Annotated in this window: 22 protein-coding genes; 20 read left to right on the forward strand and 2 right to left on the reverse strand. The window is 27.3% G+C overall.

Annotated elements, in window-relative coordinates:
• Nucleotides 1–163: 163 nt before the first annotated feature.
• Nucleotides 164–391: a single-stranded DNA-binding protein gene (locus tag KGF42_RS08135; protein WP_054275421.1), complete on the reverse strand. Its 228-nt coding sequence runs from the start codon at nucleotides 389–391 to the stop codon at nucleotides 164–166.
• Nucleotides 392–593: 202 nt separating this feature from the next.
• Between KGF42_RS08135 and KGF42_RS08140 the strand changes: the two genes are divergently transcribed.
• The 5 genes from KGF42_RS08140 (at nucleotide 594) to KGF42_RS08160 (ending at nucleotide 7463) form a co-directional block, all read left to right on the forward strand.
• A complete protein-coding gene (locus tag KGF42_RS08140; protein WP_079740218.1) occupies nucleotides 594–1163 on the forward strand; it encodes a recombinase family protein in 570 nt (189 codons plus the stop codon).
• 561 nt (nucleotides 1164–1724) lie between these two features.
• Complete coding sequence (locus KGF42_RS08145; RefSeq protein WP_227826097.1) at nucleotides 1725–2879, forward strand: aminotransferase class I/II-fold pyridoxal phosphate-dependent enzyme; 1155 nt, start codon at nucleotides 1725–1727, stop codon at nucleotides 2877–2879.
• A gap of 50 nt (nucleotides 2880–2929) precedes the next feature.
• Nucleotides 2930–4183 (forward strand): MFS transporter, encoded by a 1254-nt coding sequence (locus tag KGF42_RS08150; protein WP_227826098.1) that lies wholly within the window; start codon nucleotides 2930–2932, stop codon nucleotides 4181–4183.
• Nucleotides 4184–4835: 652 nt separating this feature from the next.
• Entirely contained in the window at nucleotides 4836–6251 is a 1416-nt protein-coding gene (locus KGF42_RS08155; protein WP_227820880.1) for an MBOAT family O-acyltransferase, read from the forward strand.
• Between the two features lie 15 nt (nucleotides 6252–6266).
• Nucleotides 6267–7463, forward strand: a complete 1197-nt coding sequence (locus tag KGF42_RS08160; protein WP_227820879.1) for an alginate O-acetyltransferase AlgX-related protein — start codon at nucleotides 6267–6269, stop codon at nucleotides 7461–7463.
• Nucleotides 7464–7476: 13 nt separating this feature from the next.
• Here the strand turns inward: KGF42_RS08160 and KGF42_RS08165 are convergent, their stop codons facing one another.
• Complete coding sequence (locus KGF42_RS08165; protein WP_227820878.1) at nucleotides 7477–8232, reverse strand: SGNH/GDSL hydrolase family protein; 756 nt, start codon at nucleotides 8230–8232, stop codon at nucleotides 7477–7479.
• Nucleotides 8233–8477: 245 nt separating this feature from the next.
• Here KGF42_RS08165 and KGF42_RS08170 point away from each other — a divergent pair, with 245 nt between their 5' ends.
• The 15 genes from KGF42_RS08170 to tilS all read left to right on the forward strand — a co-directional run bounded on the left by KGF42_RS08170 (nucleotide 8478) and on the right by tilS (nucleotide 20650).
• Entirely contained in the window at nucleotides 8478–8648 is a 171-nt protein-coding gene (locus KGF42_RS08170) for a hypothetical protein (RefSeq protein WP_227820877.1), read from the forward strand.
• Between the two features lie 444 nt (nucleotides 8649–9092).
• A complete protein-coding gene (locus KGF42_RS08175) occupies nucleotides 9093–9803 on the forward strand; it encodes a UPF0489 family protein (protein WP_227826099.1) in 711 nt (236 codons plus the stop codon).
• Nucleotides 9804–9908: 105 nt separating this feature from the next.
• Nucleotides 9909–10406 (forward strand): SEC-C metal-binding domain-containing protein, encoded by a 498-nt coding sequence (locus tag KGF42_RS08180; protein ID WP_227820875.1) that lies wholly within the window; start codon nucleotides 9909–9911, stop codon nucleotides 10404–10406.
• A gap of 9 nt (nucleotides 10407–10415) precedes the next feature.
• A complete protein-coding gene (locus KGF42_RS08185) occupies nucleotides 10416–10577 on the forward strand; it encodes a hypothetical protein (RefSeq protein WP_054275413.1) in 162 nt (53 codons plus the stop codon).
• Nucleotides 10578–10675: 98 nt separating this feature from the next.
• On the forward strand, nucleotides 10676–11614 hold the full coding sequence (locus KGF42_RS08190) for a dipeptidase (protein WP_227820874.1): 939 nt from the start codon (nucleotides 10676–10678) through the stop codon (nucleotides 11612–11614).
• Nucleotides 11615–11697: 83 nt separating this feature from the next.
• Entirely contained in the window at nucleotides 11698–12558 is an 861-nt protein-coding gene (gene yabG, locus KGF42_RS08195; protein WP_227820873.1) for a sporulation peptidase YabG, read from the forward strand.
• 147 nt (nucleotides 12559–12705) lie between these two features.
• Entirely contained in the window at nucleotides 12706–12972 is a 267-nt protein-coding gene (locus KGF42_RS08200; protein ID WP_009892135.1) for a Veg family protein, read from the forward strand.
• A 92-nt stretch (nucleotides 12973–13064) separates the two neighbouring features.
• Nucleotides 13065–14615, forward strand: coding sequence for a DUF3794 and LysM peptidoglycan-binding domain-containing protein (locus KGF42_RS08205; protein WP_227820872.1), 1551 nt, complete (start codon nucleotides 13065–13067; stop codon nucleotides 14613–14615).
• A gap of 117 nt (nucleotides 14616–14732) precedes the next feature.
• Entirely contained in the window at nucleotides 14733–15623 is an 891-nt protein-coding gene (gene ispE / locus KGF42_RS08210; RefSeq protein ID WP_227826100.1) for a 4-(cytidine 5'-diphospho)-2-C-methyl-D-erythritol kinase, read from the forward strand.
• Nucleotides 15607–16287, forward strand: coding sequence for a GntR family transcriptional regulator (locus KGF42_RS08215; protein ID WP_009892132.1), 681 nt, complete (start codon nucleotides 15607–15609; stop codon nucleotides 16285–16287). Before ispE ends, KGF42_RS08215 begins: the two co-directional genes overlap by 17 nt.
• Before the next feature lie 143 nt (nucleotides 16288–16430).
• Nucleotides 16431–17090 carry a stage II sporulation protein R gene (spoIIR, locus tag KGF42_RS08220; RefSeq protein ID WP_227820871.1) on the forward strand — a complete coding sequence of 220 codons (660 nt, stop codon included), beginning with the start codon at nucleotides 16431–16433 and terminating at the stop codon, nucleotides 17088–17090.
• Nucleotides 17091–17140: 50 nt separating this feature from the next.
• A complete protein-coding gene (locus KGF42_RS08225; protein ID WP_227820870.1) occupies nucleotides 17141–17626 on the forward strand; it encodes a cell wall hydrolase in 486 nt (161 codons plus the stop codon).
• 201 nt (nucleotides 17627–17827) lie between these two features.
• Nucleotides 17828–18634 (forward strand): glutamate racemase, encoded by an 807-nt coding sequence (gene murI, locus KGF42_RS08230; protein ID WP_227820869.1) that lies wholly within the window; start codon nucleotides 17828–17830, stop codon nucleotides 18632–18634.
• 16 nt (nucleotides 18635–18650) lie between these two features.
• A complete protein-coding gene (locus KGF42_RS08235) occupies nucleotides 18651–19079 on the forward strand; it encodes a DUF1934 domain-containing protein (protein WP_306800909.1) in 429 nt (142 codons plus the stop codon).
• A 182-nt stretch (nucleotides 19080–19261) separates the two neighbouring features.
• Complete coding sequence (tilS, locus tag KGF42_RS08240; protein WP_107595743.1) at nucleotides 19262–20650, forward strand: tRNA lysidine(34) synthetase TilS; 1389 nt, start codon at nucleotides 19262–19264, stop codon at nucleotides 20648–20650.
• The last annotated feature ends 31 nt before the right edge of the window (nucleotides 20651–20681 follow it).

Genomic DNA, 20681 nt, shown 5'->3' on the forward strand with positions numbered 1-20681 from the left:
TTTATCTATCTTAAACAATGTGATTTAAACAATACTATTTATATGTACTAATTCTATAAACTTAGACATATTGATAAATATTAAAATAGCACGATTGTTTTGTATTAAAAGTTTTAACTTTTGAATCAACAAGAAGATTATATTATTATATACATTTAAGTGATTATTTTTTTTTATACATTTGCTGATAAGCAGAGTTTTTATTTATGACCTCTACATTCAAATTGGGATTACTTACCACTTCATACAAAAAAAGCTTTCCTAATTTTAATCTGATATTCATCTCCAACCTGTTCCATTCATAGCCTTTGAACAATTCTTTTAATAAAAAAACTTCTCCGCAATGGATGTTTTTTAATTCATCTATTGCTTCTTTTAACAGACTATTCATATTATTTCCTCCAATTTGTATAGACTCATTAATTTCATTATATTGGTAATTTTTGACATAGTCAAACAAATTATAAAGGAATTATTATGGTGTCAAAAGTTAACAGTATTGACACTAAAAAACCGTTTTAGTAAAATGGATAAAGATAAATAAATACAGACTTATGAGTAACTTCTGTACTAAATATTTATGTTAGGAAGTGATGATTATTATATATGGATATTGCCGTGTAAGTACAAAAAATCAAACAGATAATAACAGTCTGTATCAGCAACAGCAAGAAATATTGAACAAATATAATGATGCTAAAATAATAAAGGAAACTTATACAGGTACTACTACAAATAGACCTAAATTTGAAAAAATTATATCATCTCTAAAAAAGGGAGATTTACTTGTTGCTACTAAATTAGATAGACTAGCGAGAAGTACATCAGAAGGGATACAACTAATAGAAGGTTTGTTCGCTAAAGAAGTGAGTGTTCATATTTTAAATATAGGTCTCTTAGAAAATACTTCAATGGGCAAGTTTTTTCTAACTACATTACTTGCAGTTGCAGAACTTGAGAGAAACATGATAATAGAACGTACTCAATTAGGGAAAGAATTTGCTAGGAAGAAAAAAGATTTTAAAGATGGTAGACCAAAGAAATACAGCAATCAACAGATACAATATGCATTGGGATTATTAAATTCTAAATCCTATAGAGAGGTTGTGAAGATGACTGGCATATCTAAGAGTACACTTATTCGTGCTAAGAAGTCAATCTAATGAGGCATAATTTATGAAATATTAGAGGTATAAGTAAACTAAATATATTTATGCCTTTAAATAAGCTTATTTTTAGATTTAATAAGTAGAAAAACTTTTTTAACTTTTTATAGGATATTTTTAAATTATATAATTTTATAAAGGTATATTTTGTTATAAATATTAAGTAATATTAAAGTCCTTAACTGTAATGCATTTATGAAAAGGTAATAAATATTGAAAAACTTATGTATGATATAAAAAGTTGATGCTTTATGTAAATTATTTAATATATAGTATAAAAATAGGTATATCTTAGAATGACCTTAGTTATTCTAAGATATACCTATTTTTGTATCAAAAATTTTAAACATTGTAAAAAAAATATCAAAAATATATTGACTCTATAGTTACTATAGAGTTTATAATTAGAACTGTAAAAAAACAAAATAAGTGTCATATTTTTAGGAATTATAACAAATATAAAAGTATACTTAAAAAAATATATTAAGTATAAGCTAAATTGGTGAAATTTAGCTGGGAAAACGTTGTATAGATAAATCAAAACAGGAGGGAATCAAAATGAGTAATAATATTAATCAAGATTTAGAGACAAAAATAATACATTGGGGACATAGTGCAGACCCAGCAACAGGAGCATTAGCTACACCAATATGTCAAACAGCAACATTTGCTGCAAAGACAGTAGAACATTTTGAAGAGTTGTGTATGACATGGGGATATGTGTATACAAGAGAGTGTAATCCAACACTTACAGAGTTAGAGGCTAAGTTAGCTATGCTTGAAAATGCAGAAAGCGCTATATCTAGTACATCAGGTATGGGGGCAATAACATCTACTATATTGGCATTAGTAAAAAGTGGAGACCATATAGTTAGCTCAGATGGAATATTCTCACATACTAAATTATTTATGTCTGAATTGTTATCTAAATTTGGAGTTGAAGTTACATTTGTAGATGCAGTAAATCCTCAAAATGTAAAAGATGCAATGAAACCAAATACTAAGATAGTTTATATAGAAAGTCCTTTAAATCCATCCTTAGATTTAGTAGATATAAAAACAATAGCAGAAATTGCTCATGAAAATAAAAGTTTAGCTATAGTTGATAGTACTTTTGGTACACCAATCGTGCAAAGACCAATAGATTTAGGTGCAGACTTAGTAATACATAGTCTTACTAAATTTATAAATGGACATGGGGATACTTTAGGAGGAGCAGTAGCAGGCTCAAAAGAATTGATAGATTTAGTTAGATGGCCAAGTTTATGTTGTTTTACAGGAGCATCTTTACCACCAATGAGTGCGTGGATGATTTTAAGGGGTATGAAAACATTAGATATGAGAATGAAAAAACATTGTGAAAATGGATTAGCAGTAGCAGAGTTTTTAGAGAAAGAAGAAAATGTAGAATTAGTAAAATATCCAGCACTAAAATCTCATCCTCAATATGAGCTTTGTAAAACTCAAATGAATGGTTTAGGTGGAGGGGTAGTTTCATTTAAACTTAAGGATGGTATAAATGGTTTGACAAGAGACCAAGCTAGTAGAAAATTAATGAATTCTTTAGAGCTTGCAACAATAGCAACAAGCTTAGGGGAAGAACATACATTGGTTCAAATGAATGGAGAAAATCTAATAAGAATAGCTGTTGGATTAGAATCTTCAAATGACATAATAAATGACTTCAAAAAAGCAATAAAAAAATTAAAATAAAATTACATGAATGAGATTATAAACAATAAAATTTTAAGGAGAGAGAATCAATGGAAAACAAAAGTAATGTTAAAAGATTTTTAATAATATTCATATTGGCATTTGGAACAACAGCTATGTATAGTTTACCATATATGAAATCATCATTTTATGACCCAATGCAACAGGCTTTAACATTAAGTCATACACAAATAGGGAACTTATTAAGTTTATATGGATTAGTAGGAATGGTATCTTATTTTATAGGAGGATGGTTTGCAGATAGATTCTCAGTTAGAAAACTGATAACTTTTTCTTTAATTGCTTCAGGAATACTTGGATTTTATTTCTCTACATTCCCATCATATAGTATGATACTTTTAATATTTGTATTATGGGGATTTACGACTATATTAACTTTCTTCTCAGCATCTGTTAAGGTTGTTAGAATGCAAGGAAGTGAGTCAGAGCAAGGAAGAATATTTGGTTTTTATGAAGGATTATCAGGTGTATCAGGTACATTAATTTCTTTTATAGGTCTTTACTTCTTTGGTAAATTTGCTGAAATAACAGTAGGATTCAAATATGTAGTATGGTTATATTCTGCAGCATCTATAATATGTGGTATACTTCTATTCTTCTTAGTAGAAGATAAAAAAGATAGTGGAACATCAGACGAAGGATTAAGCATTAAGTCATTATTAAAAGTAGTTACAATGCCAAAGGCTTGGTTGATTGGTCTTATAATATTTTCAACTTATTTAGTATTTTCAAGTTTAACTTATTTAAGTCCATACTTATCAGAAGTTTACGTAATGCCAATGACTCTAGTTTCAGCTCTATCAATAATCAGAACTTATGTTATAAAAATGGGTGCATCTCCAGTTGCTGGTGTCATAACAGATAAAGTTGGTTCATCTATAAGAGTAATGTTTGTAGGATTTATACTAATGACAGTGAGCACAGCTGCTTACTTGGTTATTCCTAAGAGTGCAGGATTTATATGGATAGCTGTAATAAACATGATAATACTAAGTGTAATATTATTTGGATTTAGAGGTATATACTTTGCATCTGTTTCAGAGTCTAATATATCTTTAGAAACCACAGGAGCAGTAGTTGGATTTGCGTCATTTATAGGATTTTCTCCAGACGCATTTTATTACACTATTGCAGGTAATTGGTTAGATAAATATGGACAAACAGGATATACATATATATTTATTTTATCTGTAGTATGTGCAGTTATAGGTATATTTGCCACTTATGCTTTAAATAAGATAAACAAAAGAGAAAATAAGAATTTGAATAACAAGATTGCTTAAATATTTATACTTATTTATATGGGGATATCTCAAAATAAAATTTTGAGTTATCCCCTTTTTGGGCAAAAAATAACACAATGCATTTATTCTTCTAGAAAATTTATTTGCACAACTAGAAATATAACGAATTTATAGTTAGAAATGAAAAATCTATGTAAATAAGTGTTTACAATATGTTTGAAAATTTCCAGGTGCGACTCGTTATTATAAGATTTTGTGTCGAGATGAGTATATATAAATAATATTTTCAATAACAAATAATTACAATTAAATTAAAAATATTTGCAAAATATGTTTTTTATGTTATTATGTTAACCTATATAAGTAATATATAAAATAGACTTAGATTCAAGAAAAATATTATGATTTTATGTGTTTATATTATTTTATATTTATATAAGGAATAAGTCTGTCAAAAATAACTTTCATGATTATCAAGAGATGGCTCTAATTATAAAATTAAGTCCTACTCTTACTTAAATTTACATACTAATACATTTTGTATCTAAATATAACTATGTTAGTCCACTATTATACATTTTTTTTAAACAAAGTTTGTTCAAGTGTAGTTATACAATAAAATAGATCCATAAAGGTGTCAATTAAAGGAGGTGAATATATCAATTTAGAGGATTTAAATTGATATAAAAATATGATTTTTAGTAGCTTAACATTTTTATTCGCGTTTTTACCTGTAGTTTTTATACTTTATTTTTTAGTTAATGATAAACTTAAAAATTTTGTGTTATTACTTATGAGTCTATTCTTTTATGCATGGGGGGAACCTAGATATATATTCTTAATGCTTGGGTCTATAGCAATCAATTATATGTTTGGGCTTAAAGTATCTTCAGATAATAAGAAAGAAAAGAAATTGTGGTTAACATTATCTGTGATTTTTAACATATCATTATTGGTGATTTTTAAATATTCTAATTTCCTTATAGACAATTTTAATGCTTTATTTAATGCTCATATAAGCATTCCAACAATAGCACTACCTTTAGGTATATCATTTTTCACATTCCAAACAATGAGTTATGTAATTGATGTGTACAGAAAAGATGGAAGCGTTCAAAAAAATATATTTGACTTAGGGCTATATGTAAGTTTATTTCCACAACTTGTAGCAGGTCCCATCGTTAGGTATCGAACTGTAGATGAGCAAATAAGTAAGAGGACTCATTCTAATGAAAAATTTGCAGTTGGAGTAAATAGATTTATATGTGGACTAGCTAAGAAAGTTATTTTAGCAAATCAACTTGGTGTGGTAGCAGATGGAGTTTTTTCAGCAAATATAGCTAATCTTTCAATAGCTGAATCGTGGCTGGGAATAATATGCTATACACTTCAAATATACTTTGACTTTTCAGGTTACAGTGATATGGCTATAGGTCTTGGTAAAATGTTTGGATTTGATTTTCTTGAAAACTTCAACTATCCATACATATCACAATCTGTATCTGAATTTTGGCGAAGATGGCATATATCACTAAGTAGTTGGTTTAAAGACTATGTATACATACCTTTAGGTGGAAATAGAGTTTCTCCTATTAAGCAGTATACAAATTTATTTGTGGTATGGTCTTTAACAGGAATATGGCATGGTGCTAACTGGACATTTCTTACATGGGGTATATATTATGGAATCTTAATTAGTATAGAAAAAGCCTTTTTAGATAAATTACTAAAAAAGGTACCACAGATATTTAGACATATATACTTAGTACTAATAGTAATGATTGGATGGGTATTCTTTAGAGCAGATAATATAGTACAAGCATCTGAATTTGTACAAGTTTTATTTGGAATTGGCTCAAGTCCAATATATAATAACTCCTTTATTATGTATATAAATGATTATGGATATATTATAATTTTATCTATTATATTTGCAATACCTATAATACCTAAGCTTAAGTCAATATTAAAATCAAAAACTAAAAAGCTGGTTGAAAGTAATTTTGTATACGTACTTCATTCAACTTTTTTAGTGGCACTAATGTTTATAGTGGTTGTGATATTGATAAATTCTACATATAATCCATTTTTATATTTCAGATTCTAAGGGGGGACAATTAAGATGAATAATAAGAAATCAAAGTGGATATCAATTCCTTTTGTAGTTATAATAATAGGAACATTCCTTATACACATAGTAAGCAAAGATAAAGAAATTAGTGAATCTGAAAATAGAACGTTGGCTCAAAAACCAACTCTACAAGATTTTAAATTTGAAAAATATACAAGTAAATTTGAAAGTTATTTTTCAGACCAGTTTCCATTTAGAGAAGAGTTATCTGAAATATACTCTAAGGCACAAATAGTTCTTGGTAAAAATAAAATTAAAAACTATTATTTACTAGATGATAACTGGATTATGCCAATGCCATCAAAATCAATGACTGAAAAAGAATTAAAAGATGCTGCAAATGAAATAAATGAATTATCTAAAATAGCAGCTGATTCAAATAAAAAAGTTTATTATATTTCTACTCCAAATAAAGAAAGTATGTTAACACATTTATACCCCAAATATACTGATGGATTAAAAAATGATATTAATAATAAAAATGCTTTCAAAAGTTATTTGGATTTAGAAATTATAAACTCTATAGATGTAGATGAACATTTTTTAAAAGAGTTTAATGAATCTCAGCGAGAAGGCTTGTATTTTAAAACAGACCATCACTGGAATGGAATAGGAGCTTATGAAGGCTTTAAATTTATAATTGAAGATATGAATATAGTAAATAATATTTCTTGGGATAACTATACCCAAACAATGTATGATAAAGGATATTTTCTAGGAAGTTTCAATAAAAATTTAAATAAACTAGTTAAAGAAGATGAGACTATTCCATATGTTCATCTAAAAGATAAGCCTAATTACGAATATTATAAATTTGATGGAAAAACAGAAACTAAATGCAAGGAAGAAGATGTTATAGCTACTCGTAAAAATGAAGAAGACATTTTATATGGTGGTGCATATATGTTTGGTAATGCTTGCTCTATTTTAAAAATTAGAAATGAAGATGCATTATCTGATAAAAAAATACTTATTATAAGAGATTCATATCAAGCTCCTACATCATGGTTGTTCGCGGATATATTCTCAGAGGTGCAACTAGTAGATCCTAGATATATTGATAAACTTGATATATCTATTGATGATATTATAAGAGATAGTGAGGCCGATTTAGTCATGTTTATGTACAATACAAGAGATTTTAAAATGATGATAGATGTAATGAAAGAACAAAGAGAGAAGAGTTAATCTTCTCTCTTTGCTATATGCTTAATAAAAATCTATACATTTTATCTGATATACGATCATATCCAACATCATTTGGATGAAGACCATCTCTTGTAAATGTACTAATATTCTTTTTTGATATCCCACCTTCAGAGTATAAATCTAATACAGGAAGCGAATACATCTGACCTAAAGATTTTATAACGTTTACATAATCTATTAGCTTACTTCCAACTTCATTGGTAAAGTCAATATCATATCCATCACGAATTCTTTGGGGCGGAGTAATTAAAACCAAATCTATACTAGGATTTGATGACAATATTTTCTCTATTAACAGCTGATATGACCCTGTAAAGGTAGTTTCATCAAACTCAACACTTCCGCTAGCTTTAATTTTTCCAAGTTTTTTATTATATCTAAAATCATTAGTTCCAGTAAAAATTGTTGCCAAATCGTATACCTTATAATCAATTGTCTTTCCAAGTGTATATGTTGACTTATTTTTAGATTGGGATACCATTGTTTGACCATTTTCACCCATATTATCAATTCTTGAGAATCCTAATATATTCTTAAGTTTATCCTGATATCCATTAGCCCTTGTTATACTATCACCTAGAGTTATCCATGACTTGCCTTTCCACTTGTTAAAGTACATCAATTCTAAGGATGTATTGTTTTGTGTATCACTAAATACAGGTGATGAATTATTTAAATCAACTAACGTATATGAAGTAATACAGCTAATTATTGTAACTAATAAAAAACATATGGTGCTCTTTTTCATATGATACCACTCCTATATGCTTTATTATGTATTAAGTATTCATAAATTATTCCTAACATAATTTAGATACAAATAAAGCGGAAAATTTATGGATATCTAAAACTAAATATACCTATAAAAAATTTGAATAAAATGTATAAACATATTGCTTTGATTGATTTGTATGGCTATTTTTTTTAGTAGTATTAGATGTTTTTATAAAACGAGGATTATATGTTAAATAAAAAAATAAGTCCATCATTTTAATGATAATTGTATTTTTATTAAAAGTACCATTAGTATTTTCTAATAAAAATATTAATGGTAAGTCTGAAAAATTAGATAATTTAAGTGTTGAACAATTAATAGAAATTGGAGATAAGGATATTGATCAAAAATCAGAATATCTTAAAGCATTTAGAACAAATTCAAATTAGAATATATTATTGCTCTGTTGACTAATGTATATGAGTAGAAAAGTAAAGGATGGTGAAAATAAATGAAATGGATATTGATTTGAAATAGCTATTTAAGTAATTTAAAAAAATACATAGGCTCTATTTCTTGTACTCAAATTTCCTCAATATTAAAATTTAAGATATTAATTGAAAAAGAAGTAACAAAAAATAACATACAAAAACTCAAAAATGAGTTGAACTTAAAATTTGATTAGAAAAAAATCAATTTTGAGATAATCTCGTTTATGTTTACGCAAGAAATAATACTAATTTATAAATATATCTTATACTTATTGTATAATACATATTGAGAGAAGATATTAGTGTTAGTCACCAAGAATACCATAAATTTGTCTATGAGGAGAATACAAAAATAGGTGAATTTAGGCTTATATATTATAATAATGGAGGAATTTAACTTTTATGGAAAAGTATGAATATATTGGGTTTTATATAAAAAAACCAGTTGGAAATAATGTGTTTTCATATGAAAAAAGAGAAGGTAAGAGTATATATGTTCCAAAGCTTATAAATGGTACATTGAATGATGTAATGTTAGGTAATGAGGTAGTCTTTAATGAAATAGATGAGAATAAGGAAATAAAAGCAATAGGGTTGAAGAATATGGTCGAATATGTCCTGGGAAATAAAAAGATATATGTATTTGACAATCATAATCATGCATTTTATTTTTGGGTAAAATCTATGCTGAAGGATGAGTTTACAAGAGGATGTAAGTTAGTGCATGTGGACCAACATAAGGATACTAGAGAACCTGAAAACTATAATGTAGATATAAATAATATAAAAGATGTATTCAGGTATACAAATGAAGTTTTAAATGTAGGAAGTTTTATAAAACCCGCTTTAAAACATAACATATTCTCAGAATTAATAATAATAGACAGTTCATATGGATTTGATTTAGATATAGAATCAGAATTTGTCCTTGATATAGATTTAGATATATTTTCAAGTGATATGGACTATATACCATTTGATTTCAAATTAGAAAAGATAAAAAACTTAGTTAAAAAAGCCAAAATAATAACAATTGCGACAAGCCCTTACTTTATAAATCAAGAGTATGCTATAAAAGTATTAAAAGAATTGTTTAATTATGATATAATGTAAGAGTTAACTTTAAATAAAATATGGTATAATCAAAAAGAAGAAACTTCTAATCTAACTAAAAGATTTTATACTATAAAAATATAGGTATACTTAGGAGGAAAAAGTATGAGTTTATATACTGAATGGAGAAATTTAAGTGATAATCATGAAAGTCAAGAAGCAGAGGTAAAATTCTGGGAAGAATATTTAAAAATTGAAGCTGGAATATATAATGAAATATTAAATAATAAAATGGATGTTGTTGAAGGGAAAGTAAGTGAATTAGCTGAAAAATTTGGAACTACTAATGAATTTTTCATGGGATTCATAGATGGAATAAGTGAAAGTTTAAAAGAAGGTATAGTTTTAGAAGATGTAGAAGCTGATAAAGAAGTTTCTATAAAAATAGATTGGGAAAAATTATATAACAATATGGTAACTGTTGAAGCTCATTGGCTATATAATTTACAAGGTTGGGAAGAAATACTACCAGCAGACCAAAGAAAAGAAATAATAAAGGCTTACAAGAAATCTAAAACAATAGTTAAAGAAGCAAAAATAGGAAGAAATGATTCATGCCCATGTGGAAGTGGGAAAAAATATAAGAAATGTTGTGGAAAGTAAGGTAGTCTCATGTTTATTTTAAGATTTGCGGATGATGATGACAATTTATCAGTTAAAGATTTTACATCTTTAACTGATTTAAAAAAATATATTAGTGAAAATGATATAGATAAAACATGGCATCAAATTGAAGAAGTTAAAAAAGTAATACCTAACTTAAAAGAAGACTAAGATTAAGTAACATCAAAAAGAATATTAAAAATAGTTGTCTATAAGGACAACTATTTCTATTTTTAGATATAAATATAAAATATACAGGGGGTATAAATATGAAATTTATTGATTTACATTGTGATACTATAGCAAAATTAATGGAAAATGTAGAGACAAGTGAACTTAAGTCTAACAAATATTCTGTTGATATAGACAGATTAAAAAAAGGGGATTCATTAGCTCAAACATTTGCTCTTTTTGTTGATACTGAAGAAGTAAAGCATCCTTTTGATTACTGTATGAGTATGGCAAGTAAATTTCATGAGGAAATGAAAAAAAATAGTGATGTAATAGCTTTAGCCACTAATTATGAAGAAATTATGAAAAATCAATCAGAAGGTAAACTTACAGCACTTTTATCTATTGAGGAAGGTGCAGTACTTGAAGGTAAAATAGAGAATTTAAAGAAATTTTACGACTTAGGAGTTAGAATGATGACAATAAGTTGGAATCATGTGAATGAATTGAGTTTTCCTCATAATAAAGTAGAGTATAAAGAAAAAGGACTTACTGATTTTGGAAGAGAAGTGGTGCATAAAATGAATGAATTAGGAATGATAGTTGATGTTTCTCATATTTCAGATGGTGGATTTTATGAAATTGCAAAGATTTCTTCTAAACCAATAGTTGCTACACATTCTAATTCAAGAAAAATGATGAGCCATTCTAGAAATTTAACTGATGATATGATTAAAGTATTAGCAAATAAAGGTGGAGTTACAGGTATTAACTTCTTCCACTTATTTTTAAGTGATAAAAGTGAAAGTAAACTTGAAGATATGGTTAGACATATAAAACATATTGTAAATGTTGGAGGAATAGATGTTGTGGCTCTAGGTTCAGATTTTGACGGAATAGATTCAAAGGTTGAGATTGAAGATATATCACAAATGGGTAAATTGTATGAACCTTTAAAAAAAGAAGGATTTAGTGAAGATGAGATAGAAAAGATATACTATAAAAATGCTTTAAGAGTAATAAAAGAAGTATTATAAGAAATGTTCTTTTGACATTAGGAAACAAAGTTTTATATCGAACATAGTATAAACTAAGATAAAAATTTATTGGAGGTTTAACTATGAAGGTAGGAGACATTGTAGCTAGAAAGTCACATGACAAAGATATAGTATTTAAAATAGTCTCTTTTGGTGTAGATGAAAATAATGAGAAAATAGCTATACTAAAGGGAATTGCATTTAGAGTAATAGCAGATGCTTATATTGATGACTTAGAATTAGTAAAAGCACCTGATATAAAAGGTATATTAATAGATAAAAATGTAGAAAATTTATTATATAAGTCAGTAAGAAAAGCTAAAGAAAGACAAAAAAGAATGACAAGAGCAGTTCCAAAACTTCAATTAAATCCTAACACATATGGAATGCCTGGAAAGGTATTACAGATAGATGGAGATAAAGAATATTTAAAGATTTGCTTGGATGTATATGCTCAACTTGGAATACCTGCAGTAGGTGTAGCTGTTTCAGAACAAAATCAATATAAAGAAGTAAGAGCGTTACTAGAAAAATATAATCCAGATATACTAGTAATAACAGGTCATGATGCAATGACAATAAAAAGAGGGGATATAGAAGATATGAGTAACTATAGAAACTCTTTAAACTTTATTAAAACAGTAAAAGAAGCACGTAAATGGCAACCAAATTTGGATAATCTTGTTATATTTGCAGGAGCATGCCAATCAAATTATGAAAAAATAATAAGTGCAGGAGCAAACTATGCAAGTTCACCTGGAAGAATAATGATACATGCATTAGACCCTGTTTTTATAGTAGAGAAAATTGCTTGTTCAAGAATTGATGTAGTAGTGCCTATTGATGAGGTTATAGAGCAGACTATTACAGGTGTTAAGGGAATTGGTGGTTCTGAAACAAGAGGAAAATTTAGATGGGCAATGCCAAAAACAATATTACATTAGCAAAAATTAACATAATTATACTGTATATCTTCAAAAATAGTATTGACATTTTTGCAAAAAATATATAAAATAATTAGTTTAAACATTTGACAAAAATGTTTATATGTGATATTATGTAAACATATAAACGTTAAAGAAGGTGATATTGTGGCTACTGTTCAAACTCTAGACAAGATAAGAGTAAGCTTAGAGAGACATATAGGAAAGAAAATATTGTTGAAAGCTAATAAAGGAAGAAAGCAGATTATTACAAAAGAGGGTATACTAGAAAAAGTTTATCCAAGCGTGTTTGTTATAAAATTAGATGATGAAAGTAATGGATATCCTAGAGTATCTTATAGTTACTCAGATTTATTAACATCTAATGTAAAGTTACAAGTTTTTAGAGATCAAGATAAATTACAAATCAGTTAAAATTATACCTATTAAAAATAGGTGTAATTTTTTTTTTGCTTCTTAAATATAAATATAGTGTGATATTTTTATAATACTTAAGGAGGTAAGCTATGGAATTAATTAAAGATGTAATTAAGGTTGACAATAGAATAGACTTTGGAAAATTTCAAACATTCATTGAGGCGGAGGCAGTTGTGCCGGACAAAAAATTAGATGTATATGAAATTGTAAAAACAGAAGGGTACATATCAATTAAAAAAATTGAAATGGCAGATGGGAAGATACTTTGTAGAGGAAGTTTTAATTATAATGTAATCTATATTGCAGATGATAAAAATACTATTTCTAATGTAGATGGGAAAGTAGATATAAACGAAGTAATAGAAAAAGATAATGTTGTTCAAGATATGGAATACATGTTGTTTTCAGAAGTAGAGCATATGGATTGTACTATAATGAATGAGAGAAAAATTAAAGTAGGAGCTCTTATGAATATAAGGGGAAGTTTGTTTGAGAAGCAAAGATTAGACATTGTAAAAGATGTAGCACAAGTAGAAGGAATACAAAAGTACAGAAAGGAAATATGTTTTCAAGATATAGTTGGAATAGAAAAAGCAGAAAGTTCTATAAGAGATACTATAACTATAAACACAGAAGAAATTCAGTCTATAATAAGTTTGAATCCATGTGTTAAAGTAAAAGAAAGTAGAGTGACTGACAATAAAGTTATTATTGGTGGAGTATTAGAAATAAATCCATTAGCTTGTACATATGAGGGTGAACTTGTGGAGTTGGATAGAGTAGGTATTGAGTTTACTCAATTTGTAGAAGTACCTGGAGTTAGTGATGGTATGACTGAGGAAGTTCTGTTATCTATGTCAGACTTTAATCATATTTTCAAACAAAATAGTGAAAGTAATACAGGTCTTTTAGAAATAGATTGTATGGCTTGTTGTAAAGTAAAAGTTACAGATGAAGTGACAAGAGAAGTATTACAAGATGCATATTCTCCTCAAAAAATAATAAAATTTGACCATAAACCTATTCAGTTGAATAAGACTTTAAGAAATAGTGAAGAAACATTTATGGTTAGAGAAGGCATAAGAAATGATAATGATGATATACAAATAAAAGATATTGTAAGCGTTTGTCCAACTATGTCTATAGAAAATAGCTATATTGAAGGAAATAAAAGCATTATACAAGGAATCGTAAAAGTTGAAATTTTATTTGTTCCAGTTGAAGGTTTAAAATTGGTTTATAAAATTAGTGAAGAAATTCCATTTGAACACGATATAGAGATGGATAATTTAACTGATACAGCATCTGTGTTTAATACAGCATGTATTGATAAAGTTGAAGTTGATTTGAATAGAGACCAGATAGATTTGATTATAAAAATCAAGCGATTTACTGAAGCATTAGATAAGAAAGCAGAAAACTTTATTATCAAGGGTGAAGACCAAGGTGTCTATGATTTATCTAAAGCTCCTAGCATAATCGTATATATATGTAAAGAAGGAGATACTTTCTGGAACATTGCAAAAAAATACAATACAACAGAAAATGAAATTGCAGAACTTAATGATATAAAACTTGATGAACCAATTAAGCCTGGTAAGTGTCTTATTTTAGAAAAAAAAGTCGTATTAGTAGATTAATGTTAAAAAATTTAAAGTAATTAAGTATAATAGGGTATTATAATACCCTATTATTTTATTTTTTGTAGTATAATATTATTGTTAGTGATGCATTATTCTTTAAACAAGGAGGATAGAATGGATTTTATAAGACTAAAGAGTAGAGCAAAAATAAATTTATCCATTGATGTCTTAGGAAAAAGGCAAGACGGTTATCATTTTGTTGAAATGATAATGCAAACGATAGATTTATACGATATAGTAGATATAAAAAATTTAGATGAAGATGAAATAAAGGTAAAAAGCACTAGTTTAGATATTCCTTTAGATGAAGATAATATTGTTTATAAAGCTGCCAAAATACTTAAGAATAAATTTGATATAAAAAAAGGTGTAGAGATATTCATAGAAAAAAATATTCCTGTAGCAGCAGGAATGGCTGGAGGAAGTTCTAATGCAGCCGCAGTATTAGTAGGTCTAAATCAATTATGGAAACTTGGATTATCTGAAGATGAATTAAAAGAAATAGGATTTAATTTAGGAGCAGATGTTCCATTTTGTATATCAGGAAGACCTGCTTTAGCTCAAGGTGTTGGAGAAAAGCTAACAGACATCAAAGGTTTACCGTGTGATATGAATATATTGATATGTAAACCAGACTTATTCGTTTCTACTAAAGAAGTTTATCAAGGATTAGATTTGAATAATATTAAAAAAAGACCAAATAATAAATATTTGATGGAGTGTTTAAAGTCTGAAGATATAAAAGCTGTATCAGAAAGCATGGTAAATATTCTTGAAAATGTTACTATAAGTAAACATAGAGAAATAAATGATATAAAGCAAGTAATGATGAAAAATAATGCTTTAGGTTCTATGATGAGTGGAAGTGGTCCTACAGTTTTTGGACTATTTGAAAGTAAAGAAGATGCTCTAATTGGAAAAAAAGAATTATTAAAAAAATATAAACAGGTGTATGTTGTTAATAGCAGTCAAAAAGGGGTTGAAATTTGTGGAGAATTTAACTAAACTGAACTTGGATAATTACAAGCCATTAAGAGATGTAGTCTTTGAAAATTTAAGAGAGGCAATCTTAGAAGGAAAATTAAAGCCTGGTCAAAGGCTAATGGAAGTACAACTAGCAGAACAATTAGGAGTAAGCAGAACTCCAGTGAGAGAGGCAATAAGAAAGCTTGAATTAGAAGGTTTAGTTGTTATGTTGCCTAGGAAAGGTGCGTATGTTGCAAATATGTCGTTAAAGGATATTATGGATGTATTAGAAGTAAGAGCAAGCTTAGAAGGCTTAGCAGCATATCTTGCCGCCGAAAGAATTAGTGATGAAGATATTAAAAAGCTTAAAGATATATCAGAAGAATTCAAAAAGAGTACTTTAGAATCCGATGTAGATGCACTGTTAAAACTTGATGTAGAATTTCATGAATGTATATTTAAAGCAACTAATAATAAAAAATTAATCCAATTAATAAACTCATTATGGGAACAAGTATATAGGTTTAGGGTTACTTACATGTCTGCTTATGATACATCGCATAATATTGTTGAAGAGCATAAATATTTACTTGATGCTATAATTAAAGGTGATAGTGAGCTATCTAAGAAGTATGCTACGGAGCATATAGAAAAAGCAGAGCAGTTTATGATAGATAAGGCTATGATTAGTAAAGACTTATAAAATATAAGTTTAAAAAGCTATTTTAAAATGATTACAATCATTTTAAAATAGCTTTTTTTATTAATATTAAAAAATATTATGAATAAATTAAATTTAATTGGACATAATTGATGATATAAATTTATCTTAAGGGGGAATTTTCAATGAGAAAAATTAAGATTAGATTGGGACTATTAATATTAAGTCTTATATCAGTCATATCAATAATGACAATAGTAATAAATGGTGAGGTAAAAAAGGTAGATAATATATCAAAAGATTATAAAGATAAATTAATAAGATTTCATGTTATAGCAAACAGCAATACAGATGAAGACCAAGAACTTAAACTAAAAGTTAGAGATGAAGTAATAAAATATTTACAACCAAAGCTTCAAAATTCAAAAAGTATAAAAGAGAGTGAAGCTATTATAAAAAAGGAATATAGTAATCTGGAAGAAATAAGTAAAAATATTATTCTTGAAAATGGATATAATTACAGTGTAAAGGTAGGTATACAATACAGCAACTTTCCTACTAAACAATATTCTAATATAGTTCTTCCTGCTGGTGAATATAAGGCATTAAAGATTATTATTGGAAAAGGTGAAGGAAAAAATTGGTGGTGTGTTATGTTCCCTCCACTATGCTTTGTTGATGAGTCTAATGGAGTAATAGATAAATCTACAGACGATAAGTTGAAAGAAGTTTTAACTGATGAAGAATATAAGTTAATAAAGCAAGATACACCAAAGAAAACAAGTAGAGTAAAAATTAAATTTAAAGTACTTGAAGTGGTAAAAGATTTAGAGAAAAAATTTTAAAAATAAGATTGTAAGGAGTGGTTTTAATCATGGACAGGTGGAGTAAACTGATGGCTATACTATTAGCTTTGACTTTTATATTTATACCTATTAAAGAGGTATTTGCATATGAACCAACAGAGAAGATTAAGAAAATAAATAAACAAGAAAAAAATATAGCAAAGAAAGAAGTCATAAATTTATCTGATAATGACTTAATATTATTATCTAAGTTGGTTGCAGGAGAAGCTAGAGGAGAAAGCTATGAGGGACAGGTTGCTGTAGCAGCTGTAGTAATAAATAGAGTATTGGACCCTAGATTTCCAGACACAATAGAAGAAGTTATATACCAAAAAAATGCTTTCTCAGTTGTGCTTGATGGTTCAATAAAGATGACACCGACAGACTCAGCATGTAAAGCAGCTCAAGAAGCTCTTTATGGAACTGACCCAACTAATAAAGCAGTATATTTCTGGAATCCAGAAATAGCCACTTGCAAATGGATAAATAGACTAAATCCATATATGAGAATAGGAAATCATGTGTTTGCAAAATAAATTTAAATTTTTAAGTAGTGAAAGGAGTTGTCTTTTTCTAGAAATTATTTTCTAATTTTAGATAGCTCCTTTATTTTTTGTGTAAAATAAACTATAATAATCATTTAGGTAATAATATATTAATTATGAATATAAATAAAAATTTTAGCGATAAATAAGTTGTTGTTAAACACAAAAATGTAAAGTAGGTGTTGTATAAATATGAGCAATAAGCCAATAGGAGTTTTTGATTCAGGATTGGGTGGATTAACAGTTTTAAAAGAGATAATGAAGATATTACCAAATGAAGATATAATATATTTTGGAGATACTGCTAGAATACCATATGGTTCAAGGTCTAAAGAAACTATAATTAAATATACTTTTCAAGCCATAAACTTTTTAAAAACAAGAGATGTAAAAGCTATAGTTATAGCATGTAACACTGCTACTGCAAGAAGTTTAAAAGAAGCTCAAGAAAAATATGATATACCAATAATTGGTGTTATAGAAGCAGGAGCTAGAACAGCTGTAAGTTCTACAAAAAACAAAATTGTAGGAATAATAGGAACTGAAGGAACTATAAGTTCAAAAGCATACAATTTGGAAATATCTAAAATAGATGAGAGCATAGAAATTGTCAATAAAGCATGTCCTCTATTTGTACCTATTGTTGAAGAAGGATGGGCAAATACAGAAGTAGCTAAATTGACAGCAAAGATATATTTACAAGAATTGAAAGAAAAAAACATAGATTCTCTAGTATTAGGATGTACTCATTATCCTATTTTGAAGAGAACAATAGGTGAAGAAGTTGGAGAACATATAAAACTAGTTAATCCAGCTAAAGAGACTGCTAAAGATTTAAAAACAATTTTAGAGGGACAAAATATTATAAACAATACAGAAGTTCACGGAACTTATCAATATTATGTATCAGATATACATGAAAAATTTTCAGATATAGCAAGAGAATTTTTAAAGAAAAAAATTGATAAGATTCAAAAAGTAGAAATACAAAAATATTAGCTTATATGAAGAATCTATGGAGGAAAAATCGTTGAGTGTAAAAATAAGTATAAATACTAGACAATATGATGAAAAAGGAAATATGGACACCATAGAGATGACTGCCTTTGGTAAAATTTTTTACAAAAATGATGGAATATATGTTATTTACAAGGAAAAAGAAGAAAATATAGAAATAACTAATACTATAAAGATACTTAAAAATGAAGTTAGTATCAAAAAGTTTGGCGCTATTAACTCAACAATGCTGTTTAAATGTGGAGAAAGTAGCACTACAAAATATGTGACCCCACAAGCTACTTTATTAATTGATATTGATACAAGAGAATTAGATATAAATATACAAGAAGGGGAATACATAAAATTGAAAATAGACTATAATATAAAGATACAAGATTTATTTTTAGGTAGGAATAAAATAGATATATACATAGGTATTAAATAATAACTATAGCTATTTTCCAGAAATTTTATAAAGGTAGTGAAAAAACTACCTTTTATTTAATTTATTTGGTATTATTATATTTATATTAAACTTTAATTTCTTAAAATTGATACAAGGGTTTAGCGTTTTTTTATAGAAAGTATACTTAAAAGTGAATAAAACTAAGTGTAAGAGGGATAAATATGATATTTGATAAGGTACTAGGTACTATAAATAAACATAATTTAATACAAAAAGGCGATAAAATAGTTTTAGGTCTTTCTGGAGGACCTGATTCAGTTTGTTTATTGCATGTACTAAATAGATTGAAAAAAGATTTTAATATAGAAATATATGCAGCACATTTAAATCATCAAATAAGAGGGATAGAAGCTCAAAAAGATGCATTATATGTATCTAAGCTTTGTGAGGATATGGGAATTGTATTCTTTGTAAAGTCTATTAATGTACCAAAATATTGTGAAAATGAGGGATTATCATTAGAAGAAGGAGCAAGGAAGCTAAGATATGAAATGTTTTATGAAATTAAGGATAAGATTAAAGCCAATAAAATAGCAATAGGTCATAATCTCAATGACCAAGCTGAAACTGTTATGATGCGTATTATGAGAGGAACAGGTTTAACAGGTCTAAAGGGAATTGATTATATTAGAGATAATTGCATAATTAGACCCATATTAGATGTGGAAAGAAGTGAGATAGAGGAGTATTGTGAAGCTTATAATTTAAACCCGAGAATAGATAAAACAAATTTAGAAAATATATACACTAGAAATAAAATAAGGTTAGACCTTTTACCATATATGAAGGATAATTTTAATTCAAATGTAATAGAATCTATAGTGAGGATGAGCAATAGTTTAAAAAGTGATAACGATTATATTGAGAAAGAGGCGGAGGCTAAATTTAGAGAAGTTTCAAATGTAAAAGAAAAAGGCTTTGTAGAGATAAATTTAGATAATTTTATTTGCTTGCATGATGCAATCAAAGTTAGGGTTCTTAGAAATTCTATAAAACATATACTAGGAGATACTAATTTTGTTGACCAAAGACATATAGAGGATATAATGTCTTTAGAAAGTGATTCAAAAGTAAATAAAATGTTAACTCTTCCAAGAAATATATTTGTTTATAGAAAAAAAGACAGTATAATATTAACCAATGAGGAAATTGTTAATGAGGAAATTGAATTTTATTACAATGTACCTAGTAATGGGTTTATAAAAATAAAAGAATTAAAACAAATTATTGAGACCCAAGTAATAAGTATAGATAGGTATAAGAGTATGAAATTAGACAATTCATCTAAAGGGTTTGATTTTAATAAGGTAAAAGGGGGTATAGTAATAAGAAGTAGAAGGCAAGGTGATAAGATAAAGCTTGCTATGGGAAGTAAAAAAGTGAAGGATTTATTCATAGATTTAAAAATCCCAAGAGAAGAAAGATGTAAAATTCCTATAATCACAGATAGTGAAGGAATAATATGTGTTGGAGATTATAAAATCAGTGAGAATTATAAAATTGATGAAAGCACAAAAGAAGTATTAAAAATTAATTTCAACAAATTATAGGGCAAAGCAATGTATGAAAGGAGGGCTTCTA

It is taken from the genome of Clostridioides sp. ZZV15-6383 (assembly GCF_020657735.1).
Taxonomy (GTDB): Bacteria; Bacillota; Clostridia; order Peptostreptococcales; family Peptostreptococcaceae; genus Clostridioides; species Clostridioides difficile_D.